Source organism: Pseudomonas synxantha BG33R, from assembly GCF_000263715.2.
Taxonomy (GTDB): Bacteria; Pseudomonadota; Gammaproteobacteria; order Pseudomonadales; family Pseudomonadaceae; genus Aquipseudomonas; species Aquipseudomonas synxantha_A.
The window spans coordinates 5,204,474-5,223,634 of sequence record NZ_CM001514.1; the positions used below are offsets into that span (position 1 = coordinate 5,204,474).

General features: G+C 60.6%; 18 protein-coding genes and 2 pseudogenes. 7 read left to right on the forward strand and 13 right to left on the reverse strand.

What is annotated here, in order from left to right; translation table 11 throughout:
- Nucleotides 1–2 precede the first annotated feature (2 nt).
- Nucleotides 3–344 (forward strand): zinc ribbon domain-containing protein YjdM, encoded by a 342-nt coding sequence (locus tag PSEBG33_RS04800; RefSeq protein ID WP_005791320.1) that lies wholly within the window; start codon nucleotides 3–5, stop codon nucleotides 342–344.
- 159 nt (nucleotides 345–503) lie between these two features.
- A complete protein-coding gene (locus PSEBG33_RS04795; RefSeq protein WP_005791321.1) occupies nucleotides 504–761 on the forward strand; it encodes a hypothetical protein in 258 nt (85 codons plus the stop codon).
- Nucleotides 762–821: 60 nt separating this feature from the next.
- Here PSEBG33_RS04795 and PSEBG33_RS04790 read toward each other — a convergent pair whose 3' ends face one another.
- Nucleotides 822–1,439, reverse strand: a complete 618-nt coding sequence (locus tag PSEBG33_RS04790) for an FKBP-type peptidyl-prolyl cis-trans isomerase (RefSeq protein ID WP_005791323.1) — start codon at nucleotides 1,437–1,439, stop codon at nucleotides 822–824.
- Nucleotides 1,440–1,694: 255 nt separating this feature from the next.
- Here PSEBG33_RS04790 and PSEBG33_RS30195 point away from each other — a divergent pair.
- A pseudogene (locus PSEBG33_RS30195) lies at nucleotides 1,695–2,711 on the forward strand (methyl-accepting chemotaxis protein); the annotation flags it as partial.
- Nucleotides 2,712–3,017: 306 nt separating this feature from the next.
- A pseudogene (locus tag PSEBG33_RS30200) lies at nucleotides 3,018–3,614 on the forward strand (methyl-accepting chemotaxis protein); the annotation flags it as partial.
- Between the two features lie 626 nt (nucleotides 3,615–4,240).
- Here the strand turns inward: PSEBG33_RS30200 and PSEBG33_RS04780 are convergent.
- The 4 genes from PSEBG33_RS04780 to PSEBG33_RS04765 are packed head-to-tail and all read right to left on the reverse strand — an operon-like array spanning nucleotide 4,241 to nucleotide 8,339.
- Nucleotides 4,241–4,609, reverse strand: a complete 369-nt coding sequence (locus PSEBG33_RS04780; protein ID WP_005791326.1) for a glyoxalase superfamily protein — start codon at nucleotides 4,607–4,609, stop codon at nucleotides 4,241–4,243.
- 29 nt (nucleotides 4,610–4,638) lie between these two features.
- A complete protein-coding gene (locus tag PSEBG33_RS04775; protein ID WP_005791328.1) occupies nucleotides 4,639–6,102 on the reverse strand; it encodes an N-acyl-D-amino-acid deacylase family protein in 1,464 nt (487 codons plus the stop codon).
- 1 nt (nucleotide 6,103) lies between these two features.
- Complete coding sequence (locus tag PSEBG33_RS04770) at nucleotides 6,104–6,964, reverse strand: MurR/RpiR family transcriptional regulator (RefSeq protein ID WP_005791330.1); 861 nt, start codon at nucleotides 6,962–6,964, stop codon at nucleotides 6,104–6,106.
- Between the two features lie 25 nt (nucleotides 6,965–6,989).
- Nucleotides 6,990–8,339 carry a gluconate:H+ symporter gene (locus PSEBG33_RS04765; protein ID WP_228308955.1) on the reverse strand — a complete coding sequence of 450 codons (1,350 nt, stop codon included), beginning with the start codon at nucleotides 8,337–8,339 and terminating at the stop codon, nucleotides 6,990–6,992.
- 246 nt (nucleotides 8,340–8,585) lie between these two features.
- Here PSEBG33_RS04765 and PSEBG33_RS04760 point away from each other — a divergent pair, with 246 nt between their 5' ends.
- A complete protein-coding gene (locus PSEBG33_RS04760; protein WP_032803711.1) occupies nucleotides 8,586–8,966 on the forward strand; it encodes a lysozyme inhibitor LprI family protein in 381 nt (126 codons plus the stop codon).
- Nucleotides 8,967–9,023: 57 nt separating this feature from the next.
- Here the strand turns inward: PSEBG33_RS04760 and PSEBG33_RS04755 are convergent, their stop codons facing one another.
- From PSEBG33_RS04755 to PSEBG33_RS04740, 4 genes are all read right to left on the reverse strand, one after another.
- Nucleotides 9,024–10,469, reverse strand: a complete 1,446-nt coding sequence (locus PSEBG33_RS04755) for a SulP family inorganic anion transporter (protein WP_005791336.1) — start codon at nucleotides 10,467–10,469, stop codon at nucleotides 9,024–9,026.
- Between the two features lie 193 nt (nucleotides 10,470–10,662).
- Nucleotides 10,663–11,556: an NAD-dependent epimerase/dehydratase family protein gene (locus tag PSEBG33_RS04750; RefSeq protein ID WP_005791338.1), complete on the reverse strand. Its 894-nt coding sequence runs from the start codon at nucleotides 11,554–11,556 to the stop codon at nucleotides 10,663–10,665.
- 103 nt (nucleotides 11,557–11,659) lie between these two features.
- Entirely contained in the window at nucleotides 11,660–12,556 is an 897-nt protein-coding gene (locus PSEBG33_RS04745; RefSeq protein ID WP_005791340.1) for a LysR family transcriptional regulator, read from the reverse strand.
- 42 nt (nucleotides 12,557–12,598) lie between these two features.
- Entirely contained in the window at nucleotides 12,599–13,363 is a 765-nt protein-coding gene (locus PSEBG33_RS04740; protein ID WP_005791342.1) for a sulfite exporter TauE/SafE family protein, read from the reverse strand.
- 189 nt (nucleotides 13,364–13,552) lie between these two features.
- Between PSEBG33_RS04740 and PSEBG33_RS04735 the strand changes: the two genes are divergently transcribed.
- Nucleotides 13,553–14,443, forward strand: a complete 891-nt coding sequence (locus PSEBG33_RS04735; protein ID WP_005791344.1) for a LysR substrate-binding domain-containing protein — start codon at nucleotides 13,553–13,555, stop codon at nucleotides 14,441–14,443.
- Here the strand turns inward: PSEBG33_RS04735 and PSEBG33_RS04730 are convergent.
- Nucleotides 14,389–15,795: an amino acid permease gene (locus PSEBG33_RS04730; RefSeq protein ID WP_005791346.1), complete on the reverse strand. Its 1,407-nt coding sequence runs from the start codon at nucleotides 15,793–15,795 to the stop codon at nucleotides 14,389–14,391. The two genes, PSEBG33_RS04735 and PSEBG33_RS04730, sit on opposite strands and share 55 nt — an antisense overlap.
- 132 nt (nucleotides 15,796–15,927) lie before the next feature.
- Nucleotides 15,928–17,178 carry a kynureninase gene (gene kynU / locus PSEBG33_RS04725; protein WP_005791348.1) on the reverse strand — a complete coding sequence of 417 codons (1,251 nt, stop codon included), beginning with the start codon at nucleotides 17,176–17,178 and terminating at the stop codon, nucleotides 15,928–15,930.
- A 144-nt stretch (nucleotides 17,179–17,322) separates the two neighbouring features.
- Here kynU and PSEBG33_RS04720 point away from each other — a divergent pair, with 144 nt between their 5' ends.
- The gene (locus PSEBG33_RS04720) at nucleotides 17,323–17,796 is read left to right on the forward strand and encodes an Lrp/AsnC family transcriptional regulator (protein WP_005791350.1); all 474 of its coding nucleotides are present in this window, start codon (nucleotides 17,323–17,325) and stop codon (nucleotides 17,794–17,796) included.
- 93 nt (nucleotides 17,797–17,889) lie between these two features.
- On the opposite strand, the gene catA is transcribed toward PSEBG33_RS04720, so the two are convergent.
- Nucleotides 17,890–18,819 (reverse strand): catechol 1,2-dioxygenase, encoded by a 930-nt coding sequence (catA, locus tag PSEBG33_RS04715; protein WP_005791352.1) that lies wholly within the window; start codon nucleotides 18,817–18,819, stop codon nucleotides 17,890–17,892.
- A gap of 40 nt (nucleotides 18,820–18,859) precedes the next feature.
- A complete protein-coding gene (catC, locus tag PSEBG33_RS04710; protein ID WP_005791354.1) occupies nucleotides 18,860–19,150 on the reverse strand; it encodes a muconolactone Delta-isomerase in 291 nt (96 codons plus the stop codon).
- Nucleotides 19,151–19,161: the final 11 nt, after the last annotated feature.

A 19,161-nucleotide genomic window follows, 5' to 3' on the forward strand; every position in this document is an offset into this window, starting at 1 on the left:
TAGTGAGCACGTTGCCACCCTGCCCGAAATGCAATTCCGAATACACCTACGAAGACGGCACCCAACTGGTCTGCCCGGAATGCGCCCATGAGTGGTCCGCCAATGGCGAGGCCGAAGTGGCCGGCGATGAGACCGTGAAGAAAGACTCTGTGGGCAACGTCCTGCAGGACGGCGACACCATCACCGTGATCAAGGACCTCAAGGTCAAGGGCACCTCACTGGTGGTCAAGGTCGGCACCAAGGTCAAGAACATCCGCCTGTGCGACGGAGACCACGATATCGACTGCAAGATCGACGGTATCGGCCCGATGAAACTCAAGTCCGAGTTCGTGCGCAAGGTCTGAAGCTGCTGCATCCATCCCGCGCCCGCCGCGGGATGGCGTTTCGCCCTCCTGATTGATCGAAAACAATATCCACACAAAAAAACCCGGAAACCGCCAATAGATACTTGCTATTCTACGAATAAGAATTATTCTCATTGAAACTCATCAAGGAGAACGACCATGACTTATTTGATAGATGCCTGGCTGGATCGCCCCCACCCTTACCTGCGAATCCTGCATCGGGAAACCGGCGAAGTCTGTGCGGTGCTTGAGGAAGAAGCGCTGAACGAACTACAGGACCAGGGTGACCTGGACGTCAATGGCCTGAGTTCCAGTGAGCCTGGAGTACTGAAGGAAGTGGTGAGGAATTTGTTTCTGTTCTGCTATGCCCGAGCATTGCGCCCGGCGACCGACTTGAATGGCAAGTTCCATCCATGAAGAAACTGGCAAATGCCTGTTGGGGCGAACGCGTTCGTCCCAACAGGTAACCAGCAGGTCTTACAGAACGTCGAGCAGCTCGACGTCGAATACCAGAACGCTGTGCGGCGGGATGCTGCCAACGCCTTGAGCGCCGTAAGCCAGTTCGCTCGGCACGTACAGACGCCATTTGCTGCCGGCATTCATCAGTTGCAGGGCCTCGGTCCAGCCAGCGATCACGCCGCCAACCGGGAATTCTGCAGGCTGGCCGCGCTCGTAGGAGCTGTCGAACACAGTGCCGTCGATCAAGGTGCCGTGGTAGTGGGTACGCACTTGATCTTCACGGGTCGGCTTGGCGCCGGTGCCAGCAGTCAGCACTTCAAATTGCAGGCCGGAAGCCAGGGTGGTGATGCCATCACGCTTGGCGTTTTCAGCCAGGAATGCCAGGCCGGCACCCGCAGCAGCTTCAGCCTTGGCAGCGGCTTCGGCTTGCATGATCTCGCGGATCACTTTGAAGCTGGCAGCCATTTGCTCCTGGTCAACACGGCTAGGCTGGCCTGCAAATGCGTCGGCCAGGCCGGCCAGGATTGCGTCCAGGCTCACGCCCGGTGGCGGGTTGTCGCGCAGTTGGTCGCCCAACTGACGGCCGATACCGTAGCTGACGCGGGTTTCGTCGGTGGACAGATTAACTTCGGACATGAAGAGGCTCCGCTGTAGGACAACATGGTTTCCCGTGCTGCCCAGAACTAAAAGGGCCCGCAGACTAGCACACAAGAGCGGCCCATGATCAGCCCCACCCCGGCATCGCCTTAGCGCACCAGCGACCCTTCGTCGCCCATCAATAAAAGTATTTCAGAATTATCCCATGCCGCCGATACAGCCCTACACATCTTGGCTGGCTCAAACAACAACACACCGTCCAGCAGACAGACATCACTCTTCAAGGAGCTTTCGATGAACAGCTGGTTCGGTAACATCAGCGTCAACCTCAAACTCGGCCTGGGCTTTGGCCTGGTGCTGGTCCTCACCTCGATCCTGGCGCTCACCGGCTGGACCAGCCTGGGCGGCCTGATCGACCGCAGCAACTGGATGAGCGACATCACCCAGCTCAACGCCTCGCTGACCAAGCTGCGGATCGTACGCCTGCAATACATGCTGGCCAATGGCGACGAAGCCGTGGCGCAGAATGTGCAGACCAGCCTGGATGCCTTCGCAGCTCAACAACAGAAATTGCTGGACAGCTTCAAGAGCCCGGAAAACCTCAAACTGCTCAATGACCAGAAAGCCGTCATCACTGCTTACCGCCAGTCCCTGAACAAAATGCGCGAGGCCTACCGCAATGGCAACGCTGCGCGCGACGTCATGAGCGCCAAAGCCGATGTCGCCAACGCACAAATCAATGCACTGGAAACCAGTGTGCAGCAGGCGCCCGATAGCCCGGAGCGCTTCACGCAATTTCTGGCCGTGACCCAAGCCAAGAATGAGTTCCAGCAAGCTCGCTACGAAGTGCGCGGCTATACCAATAGCCCCAACGCAGAAACCGAAGCCCGCGCTGCTGCGCAACTGGAAAAAGCCGTCGGCGGTTTGAAGGGCCTTAGCGCGGCGTTCGGTACCGGCCAGCAAAACGCATTGTCCGCACTGGAAGCCGCCCTCGGTGCCTATCGCAGCGCCGTGCAGAGCTACAAGGCAGCCAACGCCAACATCGTCACCGCCCGCGCCGAAATGACCACCCAGGGCGCCGATATCGTGACGATCAGCGACAAGCTATACGACATCCAACTGGAACGTCGCGACGCTGAAAGCACCCAGGCCCGCAGCCTGCAATTGATCAGCACCTTGCTGGCACTGCTGGTCGGCGTGATTGCCGCCTGGGTCATCACCCGTCAGATCACCCGCCCGATCCAGGACACCCTGGCGGTGGTGGAGCGCATCGCTTCAGGCGACTTGAGCCAGAACATCCAGGTGACCCGTCGTGATGAGCTGGGCGTATTGCAACAAGGCATCCAGCGCATGGGCACGACCCTGCGCGAATTGATCAGCGGCATCCGCGATGGCGTGACCCAGATCGCCAGCGCCGCTGAGGAGCTATCGGCCGTGACCGAGCAAACCAGCGCCGGTGTGAACAGCCAGAAGATCGAGACCGATCAGGTGGCCACCGCCATGCATGAAATGACCGCTACCGTGCAGGAAGTTGCGCGCAATGCCGAGCAGGCGTCCCAAGCCGCCTCCGACGCCGACGGCCAGGCCCGCGAAGGCGACAAGGTGGTGGCCGAAGCTATCGCCCAGATCGAACGCCTGGCGGCCGAAGTCGCCCGCTCCACCGACGCCATGACGCACCTGCAACAAGAGAGCAACAAGATCGGCAGCGTGATGGACGTGATCAAGGCCGTGGCCGAACAGACCAACCTGCTGGCCCTCAACGCTGCCATTGAAGCGGCGCGTGCCGGGGAAGCCGGCCGTGGCTTTGCCGTGGTCGCCGACGAAGTGCGTGGCCTGGCCCAGCGCACGCAGAAATCCACCGAAGAAATCGAAGGCCTGGTGGCCGGCTTGCAGAACGGCACCCAACAAGTCGCCAGCGTGATGAACAACAGCCGCAGCCTCACCGACAGCAGTGTCGAACTGACACGCAAGGCCGGCGTGTCACTGGAAAACATCACCCGTACGGTGTCGAATATCCAGTCGATGAACCAGCAGATTGCCGCGGCCGCCGAGCAGCAGAGCGCCGTAGCGGAAGAGATCAGCCGCAGTATCGTGAATGTGCGGGACGTGTCGGAGCAGACCGCGACTGCCAGTGATGAGACGGCCAAGTCGAGTGTGGAACTGGCTCGATTGGGTAGCCAGTTGCAGCAGATGGTCAGTCATTTCCGGGTGTAGACACCAAAAAGCCGCCTCGATCTAGACCGAGGCGGCTCCACCTCTCAGACCTTAACGGTCATCGAAGCTGTCCCGCAGGAACTTCCATACGTGATACGCACGCAGGCAGTTCACTACGAGGTTCCATGTACGTCGTGCAAACTTAGACATACTCGGCCCTCCGTGAGTTGGGCCTTACCTCCAGCGCACTTACCGGAACATGTGGGCCTTTGGATGCACACCAGTGCTCCTGTGAGGCGGCTGGGTTTATGGTCCTCCCGCGTGAATCCGGCACGGATTACTAGCCCGTGGCGGGCGGTCCAAAATTTGCGCGCGAACCCAGCCAACCTACTTCACGACGAACACAGAACGAGGGCGATACTAGCTCAGCACTCTGCTCCAAGGTGTAACGAACAACGGCCAGCTAGCCTTAAAATCTGTTGCTGTTTTTTGCAAAGTTAAACAACACAAAAGATCAATGCTGCCGTGAAAAACTCTTGTTCGTCTGGTGTTGCATAACGCCCTAAAGCAGCAGTAGTATTGTGACCACGCCAGTGCTCCTGTGAAGCCGCAACCCCAGCCACTAACTGGGTTTGCAAAAAAAACCGCCCTATCAAGGCGGTTTTTTATTGCCTGCCATTTGCCACTTAGCCCTCGCTGTCCTCGACAAACACCAAGCGATTCCCGAACGGATCCCGGATGCTCATTTCCCGCGATCCCCAAGGCGTTTCCTCGACCCCAGGCTTGGCATAGCGGTAATCCTTGCCGAGCAATTGCTGCTGGTACGCATCCACCCTTTGCGCCTGGATCCGCACCGCCGCGCCCGGCGAAGCATCGCCATGGTGCTCGGACAAATGCAACACGCACTCACCCAGCGACACTTGCAGGTACAACGGGAAATTCGCCTCGAACCGATGCTGCCAATCGACCTTGAACCCCAGGAAGTCGACGTAGAATTCCAACGCTTTGGTGTCGTCGAAAATCCGCAGGATGGGGGTGACTTTTCCTAAGTGCATGGCGACCGCTCCGTGTATGAGAACGCCCACTATAAAGACGAAAAGCCGCCACGCAAATCCCCACTGCGCGCCAGGAATCGCCCTGGCCGCTGGCCATTGGCCTGCCCATTGCTGTAGCTCAGTACGCCGTTAACCCACACACCGTCGATCCCTTCCGCTGCACGTTGCGGTGTGTTGAAATCTGCCACATCACGCACCCGCAACGGGTCGAACAACACCAGGTCGGCCCAGTACCCTTCGCGGATTTCGCCACGCTCGGATAAGCCAAAGCGCGCTGCCGACAGACCAGTCATCTTGTGCACCGCCGTGTGCAACGGGAACAAGCCGACATCGCGGCTGAAGTGCCCCAGCACCCGCGGGAACGCCCCCCACAAGCGCGGGTGGGGAAACGGATCTTCGGGCAAACCATCGGAGCCCACCATCGACAACGGATGGGCGAGGATGCGCCGCACATCGTCTTCGTCCATCCCGTAGTACACCGCTCCCGCCGGTTGCAGGCGACGGGCAGCGTCCATTAGCGAAACGCCCCACTCGGCAGCGATAGCCTGCAGATCCCGCCCACCCATTTCGGGGTGCGGCGTCGACCAGGTGATGGTGATGCGAAACGCGTCGGTCACCTGCTTGAGATCCAGAGTCGAGGAGCTGGCGGCGTAGGGGTAGCAATCGCAACCCACCGGGTGGTTTTTCGCCTCAGCCTCCAGGGCCGCCAACAACTGCGGACTACGCCCCCAGTTACCAGCACCAGCGCATTTAAGGTGGGAAATAATCACCGGCACCCTGGCATGTCGGCCGATCAGAAACGCCTCATCCATTGCCTCCAGCACCGGCTCGAACTCGCTGCGCAAATGCGTGGTGTACACCGCACCATAGGCCGTCAGTTCCTCAACGAGTTGCAACACTTCATCGGTCTCGGCGTTGAATGCGCTGGCGTAGGCCAGGCCTGTGGATAACCCCAGGGCACCGGCCTCCAGGCTCTCTTGCAACTGCACGCGCATGGCCGCGATTTCATACGGTGTGGCGGTGCGATGCAGATCATCCATATGGTTGCTGCGCAGCGCCGTGTGGCCGATCAATGCCGCGACGTTGACTGCCGGATGGGCGCCTTGCACTGCGTTGCGATAATCGCTGAACCGCGGATAACAGAACTGCTCACGGCTGCCCAACAAGTTCATTGGGTCTGGCGGGTCACTGCGCAAACTCACCGGCGAAGCGCTAATGCCACAGTTGCCGACAATCACCGTGGTCACGCCCTGGCTGAGCTTGGGCAGCATCTGCGGCTGGCGGATCACCACCGTGTCATCGTGGGTGTGCACATCGATAAAGCCCGGCGCCAATACCCGGCCATGCGCATCGATGACATGCGCGGCCTCGTCGGTGGACAGGTCACCCATCGCCTGGATACGCCCACCGCGCACGCCCACATCGGCGACAAACCCTTCGGTGTTGCTGCCATCAATGACCAGCGCCTGGCGAATCAGCGTGTCGTATTTCATATCAGTCTCCAAGCGGCAGGCTGTCAGGGCCGCCGCGGTAATCATCCAGGGCCAGCTTGATCCGGCGCAGGCGTTCCTGATTGTCGTCCGGCAAGGCCAGCGCCAGCTCGGTGGCAAGCAGGTCGATGGCCAGTAACATGCCGTAGCGGGCGGCGGTGGGTTTGTAGATAAAACTGGTCTCCGCCGGTTGCAGCGGCAGCAACACATCCGCCAGTTCGGCCAGGGGTGAGTCCGCGAGGGTGAGGGCAATAATCCGCGCGTCGTAGTTGCGCGCCAGCTTCACCACATCCAGTAATTCGGGCGTACGGCCGGTGAGGGAACAGACAATCAAGGCATGTTGCGGGCCCAGGGTCGCGGCCGTGACACGCATCATCACCGGGTCATGGCAGGCGGCAATCGGGTAGCCCAGACGCACCAGGCGCACTTGCAGTTCATCGCTGCACAGGCTGGAGGGGCCGCCCATGCCGAACGCGTGAATCATCCGCGCCTTGCCCAGCAAAGTGACCGCATCGGCAAAGCTGTGCTGGTTGAAACCGGACAAATGCTGGCGCAACGTCGCTTCGATATCGCCCAGGATTTGCCGATGAAAGGCCGACTGTTCCGGCAGCCCCGCCGGGTCCAGGAAGCGACTGCCCACGCCACTGGCCTGGGCCAGTTGCAGGCGCAAATCGCGTAAGTCACGGCAGCCGACGCTGCGGGCAAAACGCGACAAGGTCGCGGTGCTGACCTCGGCCCGCTGAGACAACGCCTCCAGGCTGGCCGAGGCGGCAAAGCCCACATCCTCAAGCATCAACTTGGCGATACGCCCTTCGCCGGCGCTGAACGAGTCCTGGCGGGCGCGGATCTGGTAGAGGATGTCCATGGAGGCTCCGGTTAGAGGGTCAGGCTCATAAAACCAGTGACAGGCCGTAGGTCAGACCGAAGGCGACCAGCGAAATCAGGGTCTCCAGTACGGTCCAGGTCTTGAAGGTCTGGATCACCGTCATATTGAAGTATTCCTTGATCAGCCAGAAGCCGCCGTCGTTAACGTGAGAAAAAATCACCGAGCCCGCGCCGGTCGCCAGCACCAGCAATTCGGGGTGTGGATAACCCAGGCCCAAAGCGACGGGCGCGACCACCCCGGATGCAGTGGTCATGGCAACGGTGGCCGAGCCCGTGGCGATGCGCATCAACGCAGCGAACAGCCAGCCCATCACCAGCGGCGACAAGTGGAACGCGTGGGCCAGGCCGAGGATTTCATTGGTCACACCGGCGTCCACCAGAATGCGATTCAAACCACCGCCCGCGCCCACCAGCAAGGTGATACTGGCGGTCGGCGCCAGGCATTCGTTGGTGAACTTGAGAATCGACTCCCGGTTGAAGCCCTGGGCCAGGCCCAGGGTCCAGAAACTCACCAAGGTCGCGACCAGCAGGGCAATCACCGAGTTACCGATAAACAGCAGGAACTGATTGAAACCACTGCCCGGGGTGGAAATCACATTGGCCCAGCCGCCGATCATCATCAGTACCACCGGCAACAGGATGGTGCCCATGGTCAGTGCAAAACTGGGCAGGCGAGTACGCGGTTCGCGCTCGATAAACTGGCGTTCCAGCGGGTTCTCGGCCGGCAGGTGAATATGCGGCACGATGAACTTGGCGTAGACGGGGCCGGCGATGATCGCCGTGGGGATACCGATCAAAATCGCATACAGCACCGTCTGCCCGACCGAGGCGTTGTAGGCCAGCACCGCCATCATCGCCGCCGGATGCGGTGGCACCAGCGCGTGCACCACCGACAAGCCGGCGACCATCGGCAGGCCGACCATCAGGATCGATACGCCCACGCGCCGCGCCACGGTAAAGGCAATCGGCACCAGCAGCACAAAGCCGACCTCGAAAAACAGCGGCAGCCCCACCAGGAACGCAATGCACACCATCGCCCAGTGGGCGTTGCGTTCGCCGAAGCGGTTGATCAGCGTACGCGCCACCTGCTCGGCGCCACCCGACTCGGCCATCATCTTGCCGAGCATGGTGCCCAGCGCCACCACCAGGGCGATATGCCCCAGGGTTTTACCGACGCCCGCCTCATACGACCCCATGATCGTGTCCGCCGGCATTCCGGCCATCAGCGCGAGGCCGATGGACACCAGCGTAATGACGATAAAGGGGTTGAGTCGGTAACGTGCAATCAGCACGATCAATGCAATGATGGCAATGGCAGCATATGCCAATAGCCCGAAGCCCGGTAATGCGGCCATGCGGTACTCCTCGGAAAGGGTCACGTCGAATTGGTTGTGAAACTCATAAATCATTACCGAGGAGTATTTTCAATTTTCATGAAAGTAATTTTCGCCCACGGACAAGCGCTGTCGCATGGAGATATGTCCAGCGCCAGCCCATGAAAATACGGGGGATGTTCTTACATGAAGATCAGGAATGCCGGAAACTCAAGCGCCGCCCTTGAGTCATAGAATGCGCATCCACTCATGCTCAGGAAACCGCCCATGATTCGCACCACACTCGCCGCCAGCGCCCTGCTTCTCTGCTTGGGCGGCACAGCGTATGCCGCCGACAATGCCGCGTTGAAAAAATGCATGGACAGCGCCAATACCACGGCAGACATGGTCAATTGCAACGCCAAACAAGCCAAGGTGCAGGACGAGCGCTTGAACCGCGCCTACAAGACCGCCCTCGCCGCCCAGGACGGCGCGCACAAGCAGCAACTGCAAGACGTGCAGCGCCTGTGGATCAAATACCGCGATGCCAACTGCGCCTTCGCCGGCAGCGCCACCGGCGGCACCATTGATCAGGTCAACGGCTCCGGCTGCGTGCTGGACATGACCCAGACCCGCGCCCAGGAGCTTGAAGACCTGGTAGGCCCCTGACTGCTGGAGCCGGTCTATTGTGGCGAGGGAGCTTGCTCCCTCGCCACAGGGGCTCACTCAGTCATGGTGAACCCTGGCGCGCTTGAGTAGCTTCTTGCAGCGCTCGGATAAATGCAGCACCCGCAGATGCTTACCGGCCTTGGTATAGCGCTCGCGCAAGGTCATCAGCGCAGCGATCGCCGAATAGTCGACAACACTCAGGTGGCGGCAATCCAGCGTCACCCGGGCCGGGTCATTGGCCGGATCGAATTGGTTCAAGAACGGCGTGGTCGAGGCGAAGAACAAGGTGCCATGCACCCGGTAAAGCTTGCTGCCGTCGGCCTCCAGATGTTCATCGGCGTACAGCTCTCGCGCCTGCTGCCAGGCAAAATTCAACGCGGCGATGACGATACCGCACAGCACCGCGGTGGCCAGGTCGGTAAACACGGTGATGATCGTCACCGCCATGATCACCAGCACATCATTGAGCGGCACCTTGTTGATCACCCGCAACGAGGCCCAGGCGAAGGTCTGCTGCGACACCACGAACATCACGCCTACCAACGCCGCCAACGGAATCCGCTCGATCAGCGGTGACAGAAACAGAATGAACAACAGGATCATCACCCCGGCAAACACCCCGGAGAAACGCCCGCGCCCACCGGAGCTGAGGTTGATCACGGTTTGCCCGATCATCGCGCAACCGCCCATGCCGCCGAACAGGCCCGAGACCATATTCGCTGCGCCTAGCGCGACGCTTTCGCGGTCGGGATAGCCTCGGGTTTCGGTGATTTCGTCGGTGAGGTTGAGGGTCAGCAGGGTTTCCAGCAGGCCGACCATCGCCATCAGGAACGCGTAGGGCGCGATGATGCCGAGCGTGTCGAAGGTCCAGGGGATTTGCGGCAGGGCGAAGGTCGGCAAGCCACCGGCGATGTGCGCCATATCGCCCAGCGTACGGGTCGGCAGACCAAGCAGGTACACCGCCAGACCAACGCCAAGGATCGCCACCAACGCGGGCGGCACAGCGCGGGTCAGGCGTGGCAGCAGGTAGACAATCGCCATGGTCACCACAACCAGGCCCGCCATCACATATAAAGGCGTGCCGCTTAGCCAGCGTTCGCCGCTCTTGAAATGTTCCAGTTGCGCCAGCGCAATGATGATCGCCAGGCCATTGACGAAACCGAGCATCACCGAGTGCGGCACCATGCGCACCAGCTTGCCCAGGCGCAGCAGGCCGAAGGCGATCATGATCAACCCGCCCAATAGCACTGTCGCAAGCAGATACTCCACCCCGTGTTGCACCACCAGCGCAACAATCACCACCGCCATCGAGCCGGCTGCGCCCGAGACCATGCCCGGGCGGCCGCCGAACAAGGCAGTGAGGGTGCAGATGATAAAAGCGCCGTAGAGCCCCATCAGCGGGTTGAGGTGGGCCACCAGGGCAAAGGCGATGCATTCGGGCAGCAGCGCAAAAGACGTGGTGAGGCCGGCCAGGGCGTCGGCGCGCAGACGGGTGAGGTTCATGGAGTACCGGGGAATTGCGAGGGATAAGGCGGGGAATGGTACGGAATTGCGGCGAGTGGGGCTAGCCTCCAGGACTGAGTGGCCCCAATCGGGAGCAAGCCCCCTCCCACACTTGAATGCATTCCAAAGTTGGAAATCGGTCAAATGTGGGAGGGGGCTTGCTCCCGACAGCTACACCCAGGCCTCAAGCGAATCAGACCATCTCGTCACGAATCCACTCCACCACCGACGTACGCTTGGGCACCCAGCCCAACAGTTCGCGGGCGTGCTTGCCGCGTACGCGGCTGTTGGAGCCCAACCCGTAGTTGGCCATTTCATAGCCCCACTCGGCTTCAGCCTCGGCCAACGGCCAATCCTGCGGTTCGCCCAGGTTCAGCGCCTGGGCAATCGCCGTGGTCATGTCGATAAACGCCGCTTCGCTGCTTTCCACAAAGTAGAAAGTACCCGGGACGTTTTTGGTCAGTGCCAGCAGATACAGGGCGACCACATCCTCAATGTGCACGTTGGACCAGATGTTCTGCCCGCTGCCCACATGGCGCACTACACCGCTCTTGCGTGCCTGCTTGAGCAAGCGTGGCAATTGCACGCTGTCACGCTTTACGCCCAGGCTGTGGCCGTAGATCAGGGTGTTGCAGATCACCGCCGAATTCACACCGTCACTGGCCGCCGCGAGGATCAGGTTGTCGATCGCCACCCGCGCGGCTTTGTCGGCGGTCGGCTCAGGCAGGTTGTCTTCGAAGTAGATGACTTCACTGGCCTTGCCGCCCGACGCATCCCCGACAATGCTCGACCCGCTGGTATGCAGGAACGGCTTGTTCGAGCCTTTCAAGGCGGCCAGCAAGGTTTCCACGGCGGCGCGATGGTCGCTGCTGGCAGCGTTGATCACCGCATCAGCCTTCTGTGCCTGCTCGGTCAATACGGCTGCGTCGTCGAGGGTGCCGATCACCGGCGTAATGCCCAGGGCGGCCATTTCGGCGGCTTGTTCGGCGCTGCGCACCAGGCCGGTGACGTCATGGCCAGCGTTGACCAGGCCGGTGGCGATGGAACCGCCGATAAACCCTGCTGCACCGGTAACGAATACATTCATGGAGGTTGCTCCTGACTGGGTAAGTGATGCGCCCAGTATCCAGCCCCCACTGCTGTCGAATAAGCCCGTACGGCCCAATTCACTCTTGCGTGCAAGTCACGAATCAGCGCGCATACCGCGCCAGCTTGGCCTGAATGAACTCCAGGAAGCACTGAATGCGCAGCGCCAATTGCGAGTTGCGATAGAACACCGCGTGGATCGGCTGGCGATAACCGCTGTTGGACGCCTCCAGCATGGGCACCAGGCGGCCGGCATCGATATCGTCGACCGTCATGAAATTCGACAGGCAACAAATACCCTGCCCCTGCAGCGCCAACTGGCGCACAGTTTCGCCACTGGACGCGCTGACACTGGGCTGGATCAGCCAGCGGTCACCTTCGCCATGACGCAGCGGCCAGTGGTTGAGGGTCTCGGTGTGAGTGAAGCCCAGCAAGGTGTGATCGGCCAACTCGGCAACGGTCGTCGGCGTGCCGTACTGCTTGAGGTAGTCGGGGCTGGCCAGGATATGCAGCGGCGTGCTGCCCAAGGAGCGCGCATGAAGGGTCGAGTCGGCCAGGGTGCCGATACGAATGGCGATGTCGGTGCTTTGTTCGAGCAGGTCGATGATCAAGTCGTCGCTGTTGAGTTCCAACTGGATATCCGGGTACAAGCGGCGAAACTCGGCGATGTACGGCACGATCCCGTGCAGCATGAACGGTACTGCGGCATTGATACGCAGGCGGCCGGCCGGTTTTTTCTGGCGCGACGACAGGCGCTCTTCCAGCTCGTCCATCTGCGCCAGGATCACCTTGGCCTGCTCGAAGAAGTACTTGCCCTCTTCAGTCAGGTCCATGCGTCGCGTGGTGCGGTTGATCAGCGTGGTGTCGAGCTTGGCTTCCAGGCGCGACAGCGTGCGGCTGACCGCAGACGGCGTTTGCCCGACCTTTTCGGCGGCGGCAGAAATCGAGCCGCATTCAATCACGCTGACGAAGATCTGTAGCTCATCGGAACGGGCTTTCACGGGCGGTCCTTCATTTATCGGCGGGCACAGGCACAGTCATTATTAACCAGCCAGCAACAAATGGCCTCCCAACAACGCCATGCCGGTGAAAAACCCGCGTTTGAACCACAGCGCACTGAGGCGTCGGCGAACCACTTGGCCCAGCCACATCCCCAGCAATGCAGGCACCAGCGCCAACATTGACGCACCGATTTCACCACTGCCCAACGCTCCGCGCCAGGCCAGCCCGGCGGCCAGCGCCAGTGTCGACACCGTGAACGACAGCCCCAGCGCCTGCACCAACTGATCACGGCTCAAGCCCAGCGCTTGCAGATACGGCACCGCAGGGATCACGAAAACACCGGTGGCCGAGGTGATGATGCCGGTGATCAGCCCACACAAGGGCCCCAGCCAGCGCTCGGTCCGGGGCGCGACCTTGAAGGTCGGCAGGAACAAGCCGCTCAACGCATATACCAGCAACGCCGCACCCAACGCGCGGACCACCCACGGCCCACCGTCCATGCCCAGCCACACGGAGCCTAGCCCGGTGCCGCAGAAAATCAGCAGCAGCATCGGCCACAGGCGTTTGAGCAAGGCACTCAAGTGCCCCCCAAAAGTCAGTTGCCAAAGGTTGGTCACCGTCGAAGGAATGATCAGCAACGCCGCAGCCTGCGCCGGTAACATAGCCAGGCCGAGCATGCCCATGGCTACAGTGGGCAGGCCAAGGCCGATGATGCCTTTGACCGTACCGGCCAGCAGGAAAGTGGTGATGACCAACGCCGTCAGGGTTGGACCGAGGTTTTGGTAGAACGCTAGGAAGGTATTCATGCACCGATTGTGCAGGGCTGGAGAGAGGCTGAAAATTCGCCATATACTGAGGCAGCCTCTTGTTTTTTGTGAGGCTGATGCCGTCATCGCAGGCAAGCCAGCTCCCACACTTGAATGTATTCACAGTTCAAAATGTGGGAGCTGGCTTGCCTGCGATGACGCCCGCCCAATCACCGGAAACCTGCAGCCATGCACTTTGACCTGATCGACCTGCGCCTCTATCTGCACATCCTCGACAGCGGCAATATCACTGCCGGTGCAGCCCGTAGTCATTTATCCCTGGCGGCCGCCAGCGCACGCATCCGGGCAATGGAGTCTTCACTGGGCATCGCGTTTCTTGAGCGTGGCCGCCGTGGCGTCACCCCAACGCCGGCAGGCAAAGCCCTGGCTCGGCACGCTCGCCTGCTGTTGCAACAGGCCGAACACCTGCAACAGGACCTGGCCGAATACGCCAATGGCGTCAAAGGCCAGGTACGCTTGCTGTGCAATACCACCGCCCTTAGCGAGTACCTGCCTGAATTGCTCGCACACTTTTTGCGCGAGCACCCCAACCTCGATATCGACTTGCAAGAATTGCCCAGCCTGCGCATCACCCAAGCCTTGCGCCAGGGCACCGCCGACCTGGGGATTATTTCCGATGCCGTGGACACCCACGGCTTGCAGACCCTGGCGTTTCGCGATGATCCGCTGGTGCTGATCATGCCCCTGGACCACCCGTTGACCCGCCCGAGTTTTATCGACAGCTTGCAATACGACTACGTGGGCCTGGCGGCCAACAGCGCGCTGGCGGTTTATCTGGAAGAACAGGCACTGCACACAGGCTTTCGCTTGCAGACACGCATTCGCGCCGACGGTTTTGATGGGTTGATTCGCATGGTCGCCGGCGGCGCGGGCCTGGGTATCGTGCCTCAGGCAGCCCTGGAGCGCTGGCCGTCAGAACGCCGTTTCAAGGCCCACCCCCTGCAAGAGGAGTGGGCCTGCCGCTCGTTGCTGTTATGCGCACGCTCGTTCGAGCAACTGCCGGGTTACGCCAGGGCTTTGTTCGACGCCTTGGCCCTGCCCTTGCGGAAGAACCCGTAATACACCGCCGACAGAATCAACAGGAACGGCACGCCGAAGACCAAGGTCATCTTGAACGCTTCGGTGAAATAGGTGGTGATCATTACCGCCCCCATCAGCACCAACCCCAGCAGCGTACTGTAGGGAAACAGGCGCAACTGGAACGACAACTTCGCCCCGCCATGGCGCTTGCGATAGCGACGAAAGAACAGGTGCGTGAGGAAGATCATGAACCAGGTGAAGATCGCGCCAAACATCGAGATCGCCATCATCAGGGTGAATGAGCTTTCCGGGTACACCACATTCAGCAGGGTCGCCAGGGCAATGCCCGAGCTGGACAGCAACAAGGCATTCAGCGGGATGCCGTTCTTGCTCAAGGCACCCATGGCCTTGGGGGCGAAACCGGCACGGGACAGGCTGAACATCATGCGCGTGGTGATGTAGAGCTGACTGTTCATCGCCGACAGCGCTGCGATCAGAATCACGAAATTCATCACCCCGGTGGCGCCCGGAATGCCGATGGTCTGCATCACCGTGACGAACGGGCTCTGAGCCTGACCGGCCTGGTTCCACGGCACGATGGCGAGCATCAGCGCCAGGGTCAGCAGGTAGAACACCACCAGCCGTACGATGGTAGCGCGGAACGCTTTCTTCACCGCCTGTTCCGGGTCGGCGGCTTCACCGGCGGCCACGGCGATCATCTCGACGCTGAGGTAACTGAAGATCGACACGATCACCGCGATCCACATGCCACTCAAGCCATGGGGAAAAAAGCCCTCGTGGGCCGTGTAGTTCTGCACGCCGTACTGCGGGTTGCCAGAACCGAACACCACATACACCGCCAGGATGATGAAGCCGACAATGGCGCTGATCTTGATGGTCGAGAACCAGTATTCGAAGTTGCCGAAGGTCTTCACGCTGATCGCATTGAGCACAATCAATACACTGGAAAACGATACGATCCATACCCATTCCGGCACATTGACGAACCAGTACTTCATGTACATCGCCACCGCCGTAACCTCGGCCCCCACCGCCAGCACAATCGCCGCCCAATAGGCATACCGCACCAGGAACCCGGCCAGCGGGCTGATGTAGAACTCGGCATAGGCGCCAAAGGAGCCAGAGGTGGAATGGGCCACCGTCATCTCCGCCAGGCAGCCCATCAGCAGCAAGGTGATCAAGGCGCCGATGGCATAGCTCACCAGCACGCTGGGCCCGGCATAGCCAATGGCGTAGGCGCTGCCCATGAACAGCCCGGTGCCGATGGCGCCACCGATAGCGATCATGCTCATCTGGCCGGAAGTGAGCTGGCGCCTGAGGCCCAGTTCGCGGTGGGTGATTTCTGCAAAGCCGTTGTCTGGCGTGGTCACTGGAGTGCCCCTTTATTATTGTGATGGTGGCTGACGCTGAACCTGTGGGAGCTGGCTTGCCTGCGATAACGGTAGTGAATGCACCGACACTATCGCAGGCAAGCCAGCTCCCACATTTGACCTGTGTTGCTCTTAAGTAACGCTGTTTCGGACTTTGAATTGCGGCTGGTCCCAGGTGCGGTTGTCGAGAATTTCACCAAGGATTTCCACGGCGTCCCACACCTCGGTAAAGCTTGTGTACAGCGGCGTGAAACCAAAGCGCATGATCCGCGGCTCACGGTAATCGCCGATCACGCCTCGGGCGATCAGGGCCTGGATCACCGCGTAACCTTCGGGGTGTTCGAAGCTCACATGGCTGCCGCGCCGGGCGTGCTCACGCGGCGTGATCAGTTCCAGGCCATGGGCGGCGCAGCGGCTTTCGACCAACGCGATAAACAGGTCGGTCAATGCCAGGGATTTGCTGCGCAGGCTGGCCATGTCGGTCTGGGCGAAAATGTCCAGGCCGCATTCCACCATGGCCAACGAAGTGATCGGTTGGGTACCGCACAGGTAGCGCGCGATGCCGGCGCTGGGGGCGTAGCTCGACTCCATGGCGAATTGGCGGGTATGCCCGAACCAGCCCGACAACGGCTGACGCACCACATCCACCAACGCCGGATTGACCCACACAAATGCCTGAGAGCCCGGGCCGCCATTGAGGTATTTGTAGGTGCAGCCAATGGCATAATCAGCGCCGGCCTGGTGCAGGTCCACAGGCACCGCGCCCGCTGAGTGCGCCAGGTCCCAGAGGCTCAGCGCGCCACACTCGTGGCTCAGCGCAGTCAGCGCCGCCATGTCGTACATGTAGCCAGTCTTGTAGTTGACGTGGGTGAGCATCACCACCGCCACGTCTGCGTCGATGGCCTTGGGCAGTTCGGCCGGGCTGTTGACCAGGCGCAGGGAATAGCCTTGTTGCAGCAGTTCGGCCAGGCCCTCGGCGATATACAAATCGGTGGGAAAGTTATTCGCTTCGCTGACGATCACCTTGCGCGCCGGAGAGCGTTGACGCTGCACACTCAACGCCGCGCTCAGCACCTTGAACAGGTTGATCGAGGTGGTATCGGTGACCACCACTTCGTCCTCACGCGCACCGATCAACGGTGCGAGGCGATTACCCAGGCGCTGGGACAAATCTGCCCAGCCCGCGCTGTTCCAGCTGCGAATCAAGCCATTGCCCCACTCTTGGGCGATCACCTGCTGCGCCCGCTCCAGCGCTGCCACCGGGCGCGCGCCGAGGGAGTTGCCGTCGAGGTAGATCACGCCCTCGGGCAGGGCGAATTGGGCACGCAGGGGAGCCAAAGGGTCCTGGGTGTCGAGGGCTTGGCAATGGCTTCGAGTGGTCATGGGTCGTCCTGGTTTTTATAAGTGAGGATGGACCAAATAATGAACGAACTTTTAGAGAATTTTCGTGCAAAGTGGTGGGTAAACGGCTATTTAAGCTGTAGGAAATTCGAATTTAAACTCAAAACACGCGGATATCTTCCAAGCATGATTCTCGACGCCACCGACCTGCGCCTCCTGCATTTTCTGCAACAGGATGGCCGTATCAGCAACCAGGAACTGGCGGAAAAAGTCGCGCTGTCACCCTCTGCCTGCCTGCGCCGTTTGCGCTTGTTGGAGAGCGAAGGAATCATCAGCGGCTATCGCGCGGTATTGAATGCCGAACAGTTGGGGATCGAACTCGAAGCCATCGTGCACCTGTCGCTGCGCCAGGATATCGAGGACTGGCATGAGACCTTTATCAAGAAGGTGCAAGGCTGGCCGGAGGTGGCGAGCGCCTATGTGATCACCGGTGCCAGCAACTATGTGCTGCGGGTGCAGGCACGCAACCTCAAGCACTTTTCGGACTTTATCGTGAACCACCTGAACCGCACGGCGGGGGTGATGGATATCCGTTCGGAGATAGTGCTGCAGAAGATCAAGGACCGGGATGAGGTGTTGGACCTGGTCGTGCGCAAATAACACAAACACCCAAAACCAATGTGGGAGCTGGCTTGCCTGCGATAGCGGTGGAACATTCACCATCGCTATCGCAGGCAAGCCAGCTCCCACAGATCAGTCTTCGAGGGCACGTACGCGCTGCATGCGTTTCTGCTCTACCGGCGCATCAGCCACCTGCAACTCAAAGTCAAAATCAATCTGCGCAAACCGCCCTTCCACGCCAAATTCGCGCGCCAGTTGCGGATCGTCGCTGAAGCGGATCTCGGCAATCAGTTCATCGCGGGTGGCATAGGCAAAGTCATCATGCAGGTACGGGTCATCCGAGAGGTTGATCTGGGTGGTCAGGTGCCGATGCCCGGGCGCCGAGATGAAAAAGTGGATATGCGCCGGCCGTTGCCCGTGGCGCCCCAATTGGTCGAGCAACTGCTGCGTCGGCCCGGTCGGCGGGCAGCCGTAGCCCGAGGGTACGATGCTGCGAAAACGGTAGTGGCCCTGGGCATCCGTCTCGATACGTCGGCGCAGGTTGAATTCAGACTGATTCGGGTCGAACCACGAATAAGTACCGCCCGTATTGGCCTGCCACACATCGACAACCGCCCCCGCCAATGGCCTGCCCTCGGTATCGCGCACTTGCCCGCGCATGAACAACGGCACCGCGTCATCCTTGCCATCATCCAGCCGTGCCTCGTATTTGGACAGCGGCGCGCCGGCCACGTACAGCGGGCCTTCGATGGTGCGCGGTGTACCGCCGGACTTGCCCGCCTGCTCATCGGCGGCGTCCATCAACAGGTCCAGGTAATGCTCCAGGCCCAGGCCAGCGGCGAGCAGGCCGGCTTCCTGGTTTTTACCCAGATCATTGAGGTAGTTGACCGCCTTCCAGAACTCCTCGGGGGTCACTTCCAGGTCTTCGATGATGTTCACAGTGTCGCGCAGGATCCGGTAGATCAGCGCCTTGGCGCGCGGGTTGCCGGCGTCATTGAGGTTGCCGCTGGCTTCTTCGAGAAAGCGTTGGGCGTGGGCAGTCTGGGACAGGCGGATGGACATGGTGCACTCCTTATCTTGTAATTATCAGGTTGAAACCGGCTTAGCGGTCGTCCGCATGGATGGACGACGGGTGCCGGCACAGCGCATTCACTTCGATAGCCATGTAAGGAAACAATGGCAGTTGCATCAGCAGGTCATGCAGGTCCTGCACGCTGTCGACATCGAACACGCTGTAGTTGGCGTAGTGCCCGGCGATGCGCCACAGGTGGCGCCACTTGCCCTCTTGTTGCAGGTGTTGCGCCAAGGCTTTCTCTTCGGCCTTGAGGCTGTCGGCAAGCTCGGAGGGCATGTCGAGGGGCAGGTTCACAGTCATTTTTACGTGGAACAACATGGCAGGCGCCT

Excerpts from the sequence above, each read along its gene's own strand:
- PSEBG33_RS04775 (WP_005791328.1), bottom strand. The coding sequence starts at position 6,102 with ATGAAATACGACACGCTGATTCGCCAGGCGCTGGTCATTGATGGCAGC.
- PSEBG33_RS04720 (WP_005791350.1), top strand. The coding sequence starts at position 17,323 with ATGATTCTCGACGCCACCGACCTGCGCCTCCTGCATTTTCTGCAACAG.
- PSEBG33_RS04760 (WP_032803711.1), top strand. The coding sequence starts at position 8,586 with ATGATTCGCACCACACTCGCCGCCAGCGCCCTGCTTCTCTGCTTGGGC.
- PSEBG33_RS04795 (WP_005791321.1), top strand. The coding sequence starts at position 504 with ATGACTTATTTGATAGATGCCTGGCTGGATCGCCCCCACCCTTACCTG.
- PSEBG33_RS04765 (WP_228308955.1), bottom strand. The coding sequence starts at position 8,339 with ATGGCCGCATTACCGGGCTTCGGGCTATTGGCATATGCTGCCATTGCC.
- PSEBG33_RS04770 (WP_005791330.1), bottom strand. The coding sequence starts at position 6,964 with ATGGACATCCTCTACCAGATCCGCGCCCGCCAGGACTCGTTCAGCGCC.
- PSEBG33_RS04755 (WP_005791336.1), bottom strand. The coding sequence starts at position 10,469 with ATGAACCTCACCCGTCTGCGCGCCGACGCCCTGGCCGGCCTCACCACG.
- PSEBG33_RS04740 (WP_005791342.1), bottom strand. The coding sequence starts at position 13,363 with ATGAATACCTTCCTAGCGTTCTACCAAAACCTCGGTCCAACCCTGACG.
- kynU (WP_005791348.1), bottom strand. The coding sequence starts at position 17,178 with ATGACCACTCGAAGCCATTGCCAAGCCCTCGACACCCAGGACCCTTTG.
- catA (WP_005791352.1), bottom strand. The coding sequence starts at position 18,819 with ATGTCCATCCGCCTGTCCCAGACTGCCCACGCCCAACGCTTTCTCGAA.
- catC (WP_005791354.1), bottom strand. The coding sequence starts at position 19,150 with ATGTTGTTCCACGTAAAAATGACTGTGAACCTGCCCCTCGACATGCCC.
- PSEBG33_RS04750 (WP_005791338.1), bottom strand. The coding sequence starts at position 11,556 with ATGAATGTATTCGTTACCGGTGCAGCAGGGTTTATCGGCGGTTCCATC.
- PSEBG33_RS04735 (WP_005791344.1), top strand. The coding sequence starts at position 13,553 with ATGCACTTTGACCTGATCGACCTGCGCCTCTATCTGCACATCCTCGAC.
- PSEBG33_RS04780 (WP_005791326.1), bottom strand. The coding sequence starts at position 4,609 with ATGCACTTAGGAAAAGTCACCCCCATCCTGCGGATTTTCGACGACACC.
- PSEBG33_RS04790 (WP_005791323.1), bottom strand. The coding sequence starts at position 1,439 with ATGTCCGAAGTTAATCTGTCCACCGACGAAACCCGCGTCAGCTACGGT.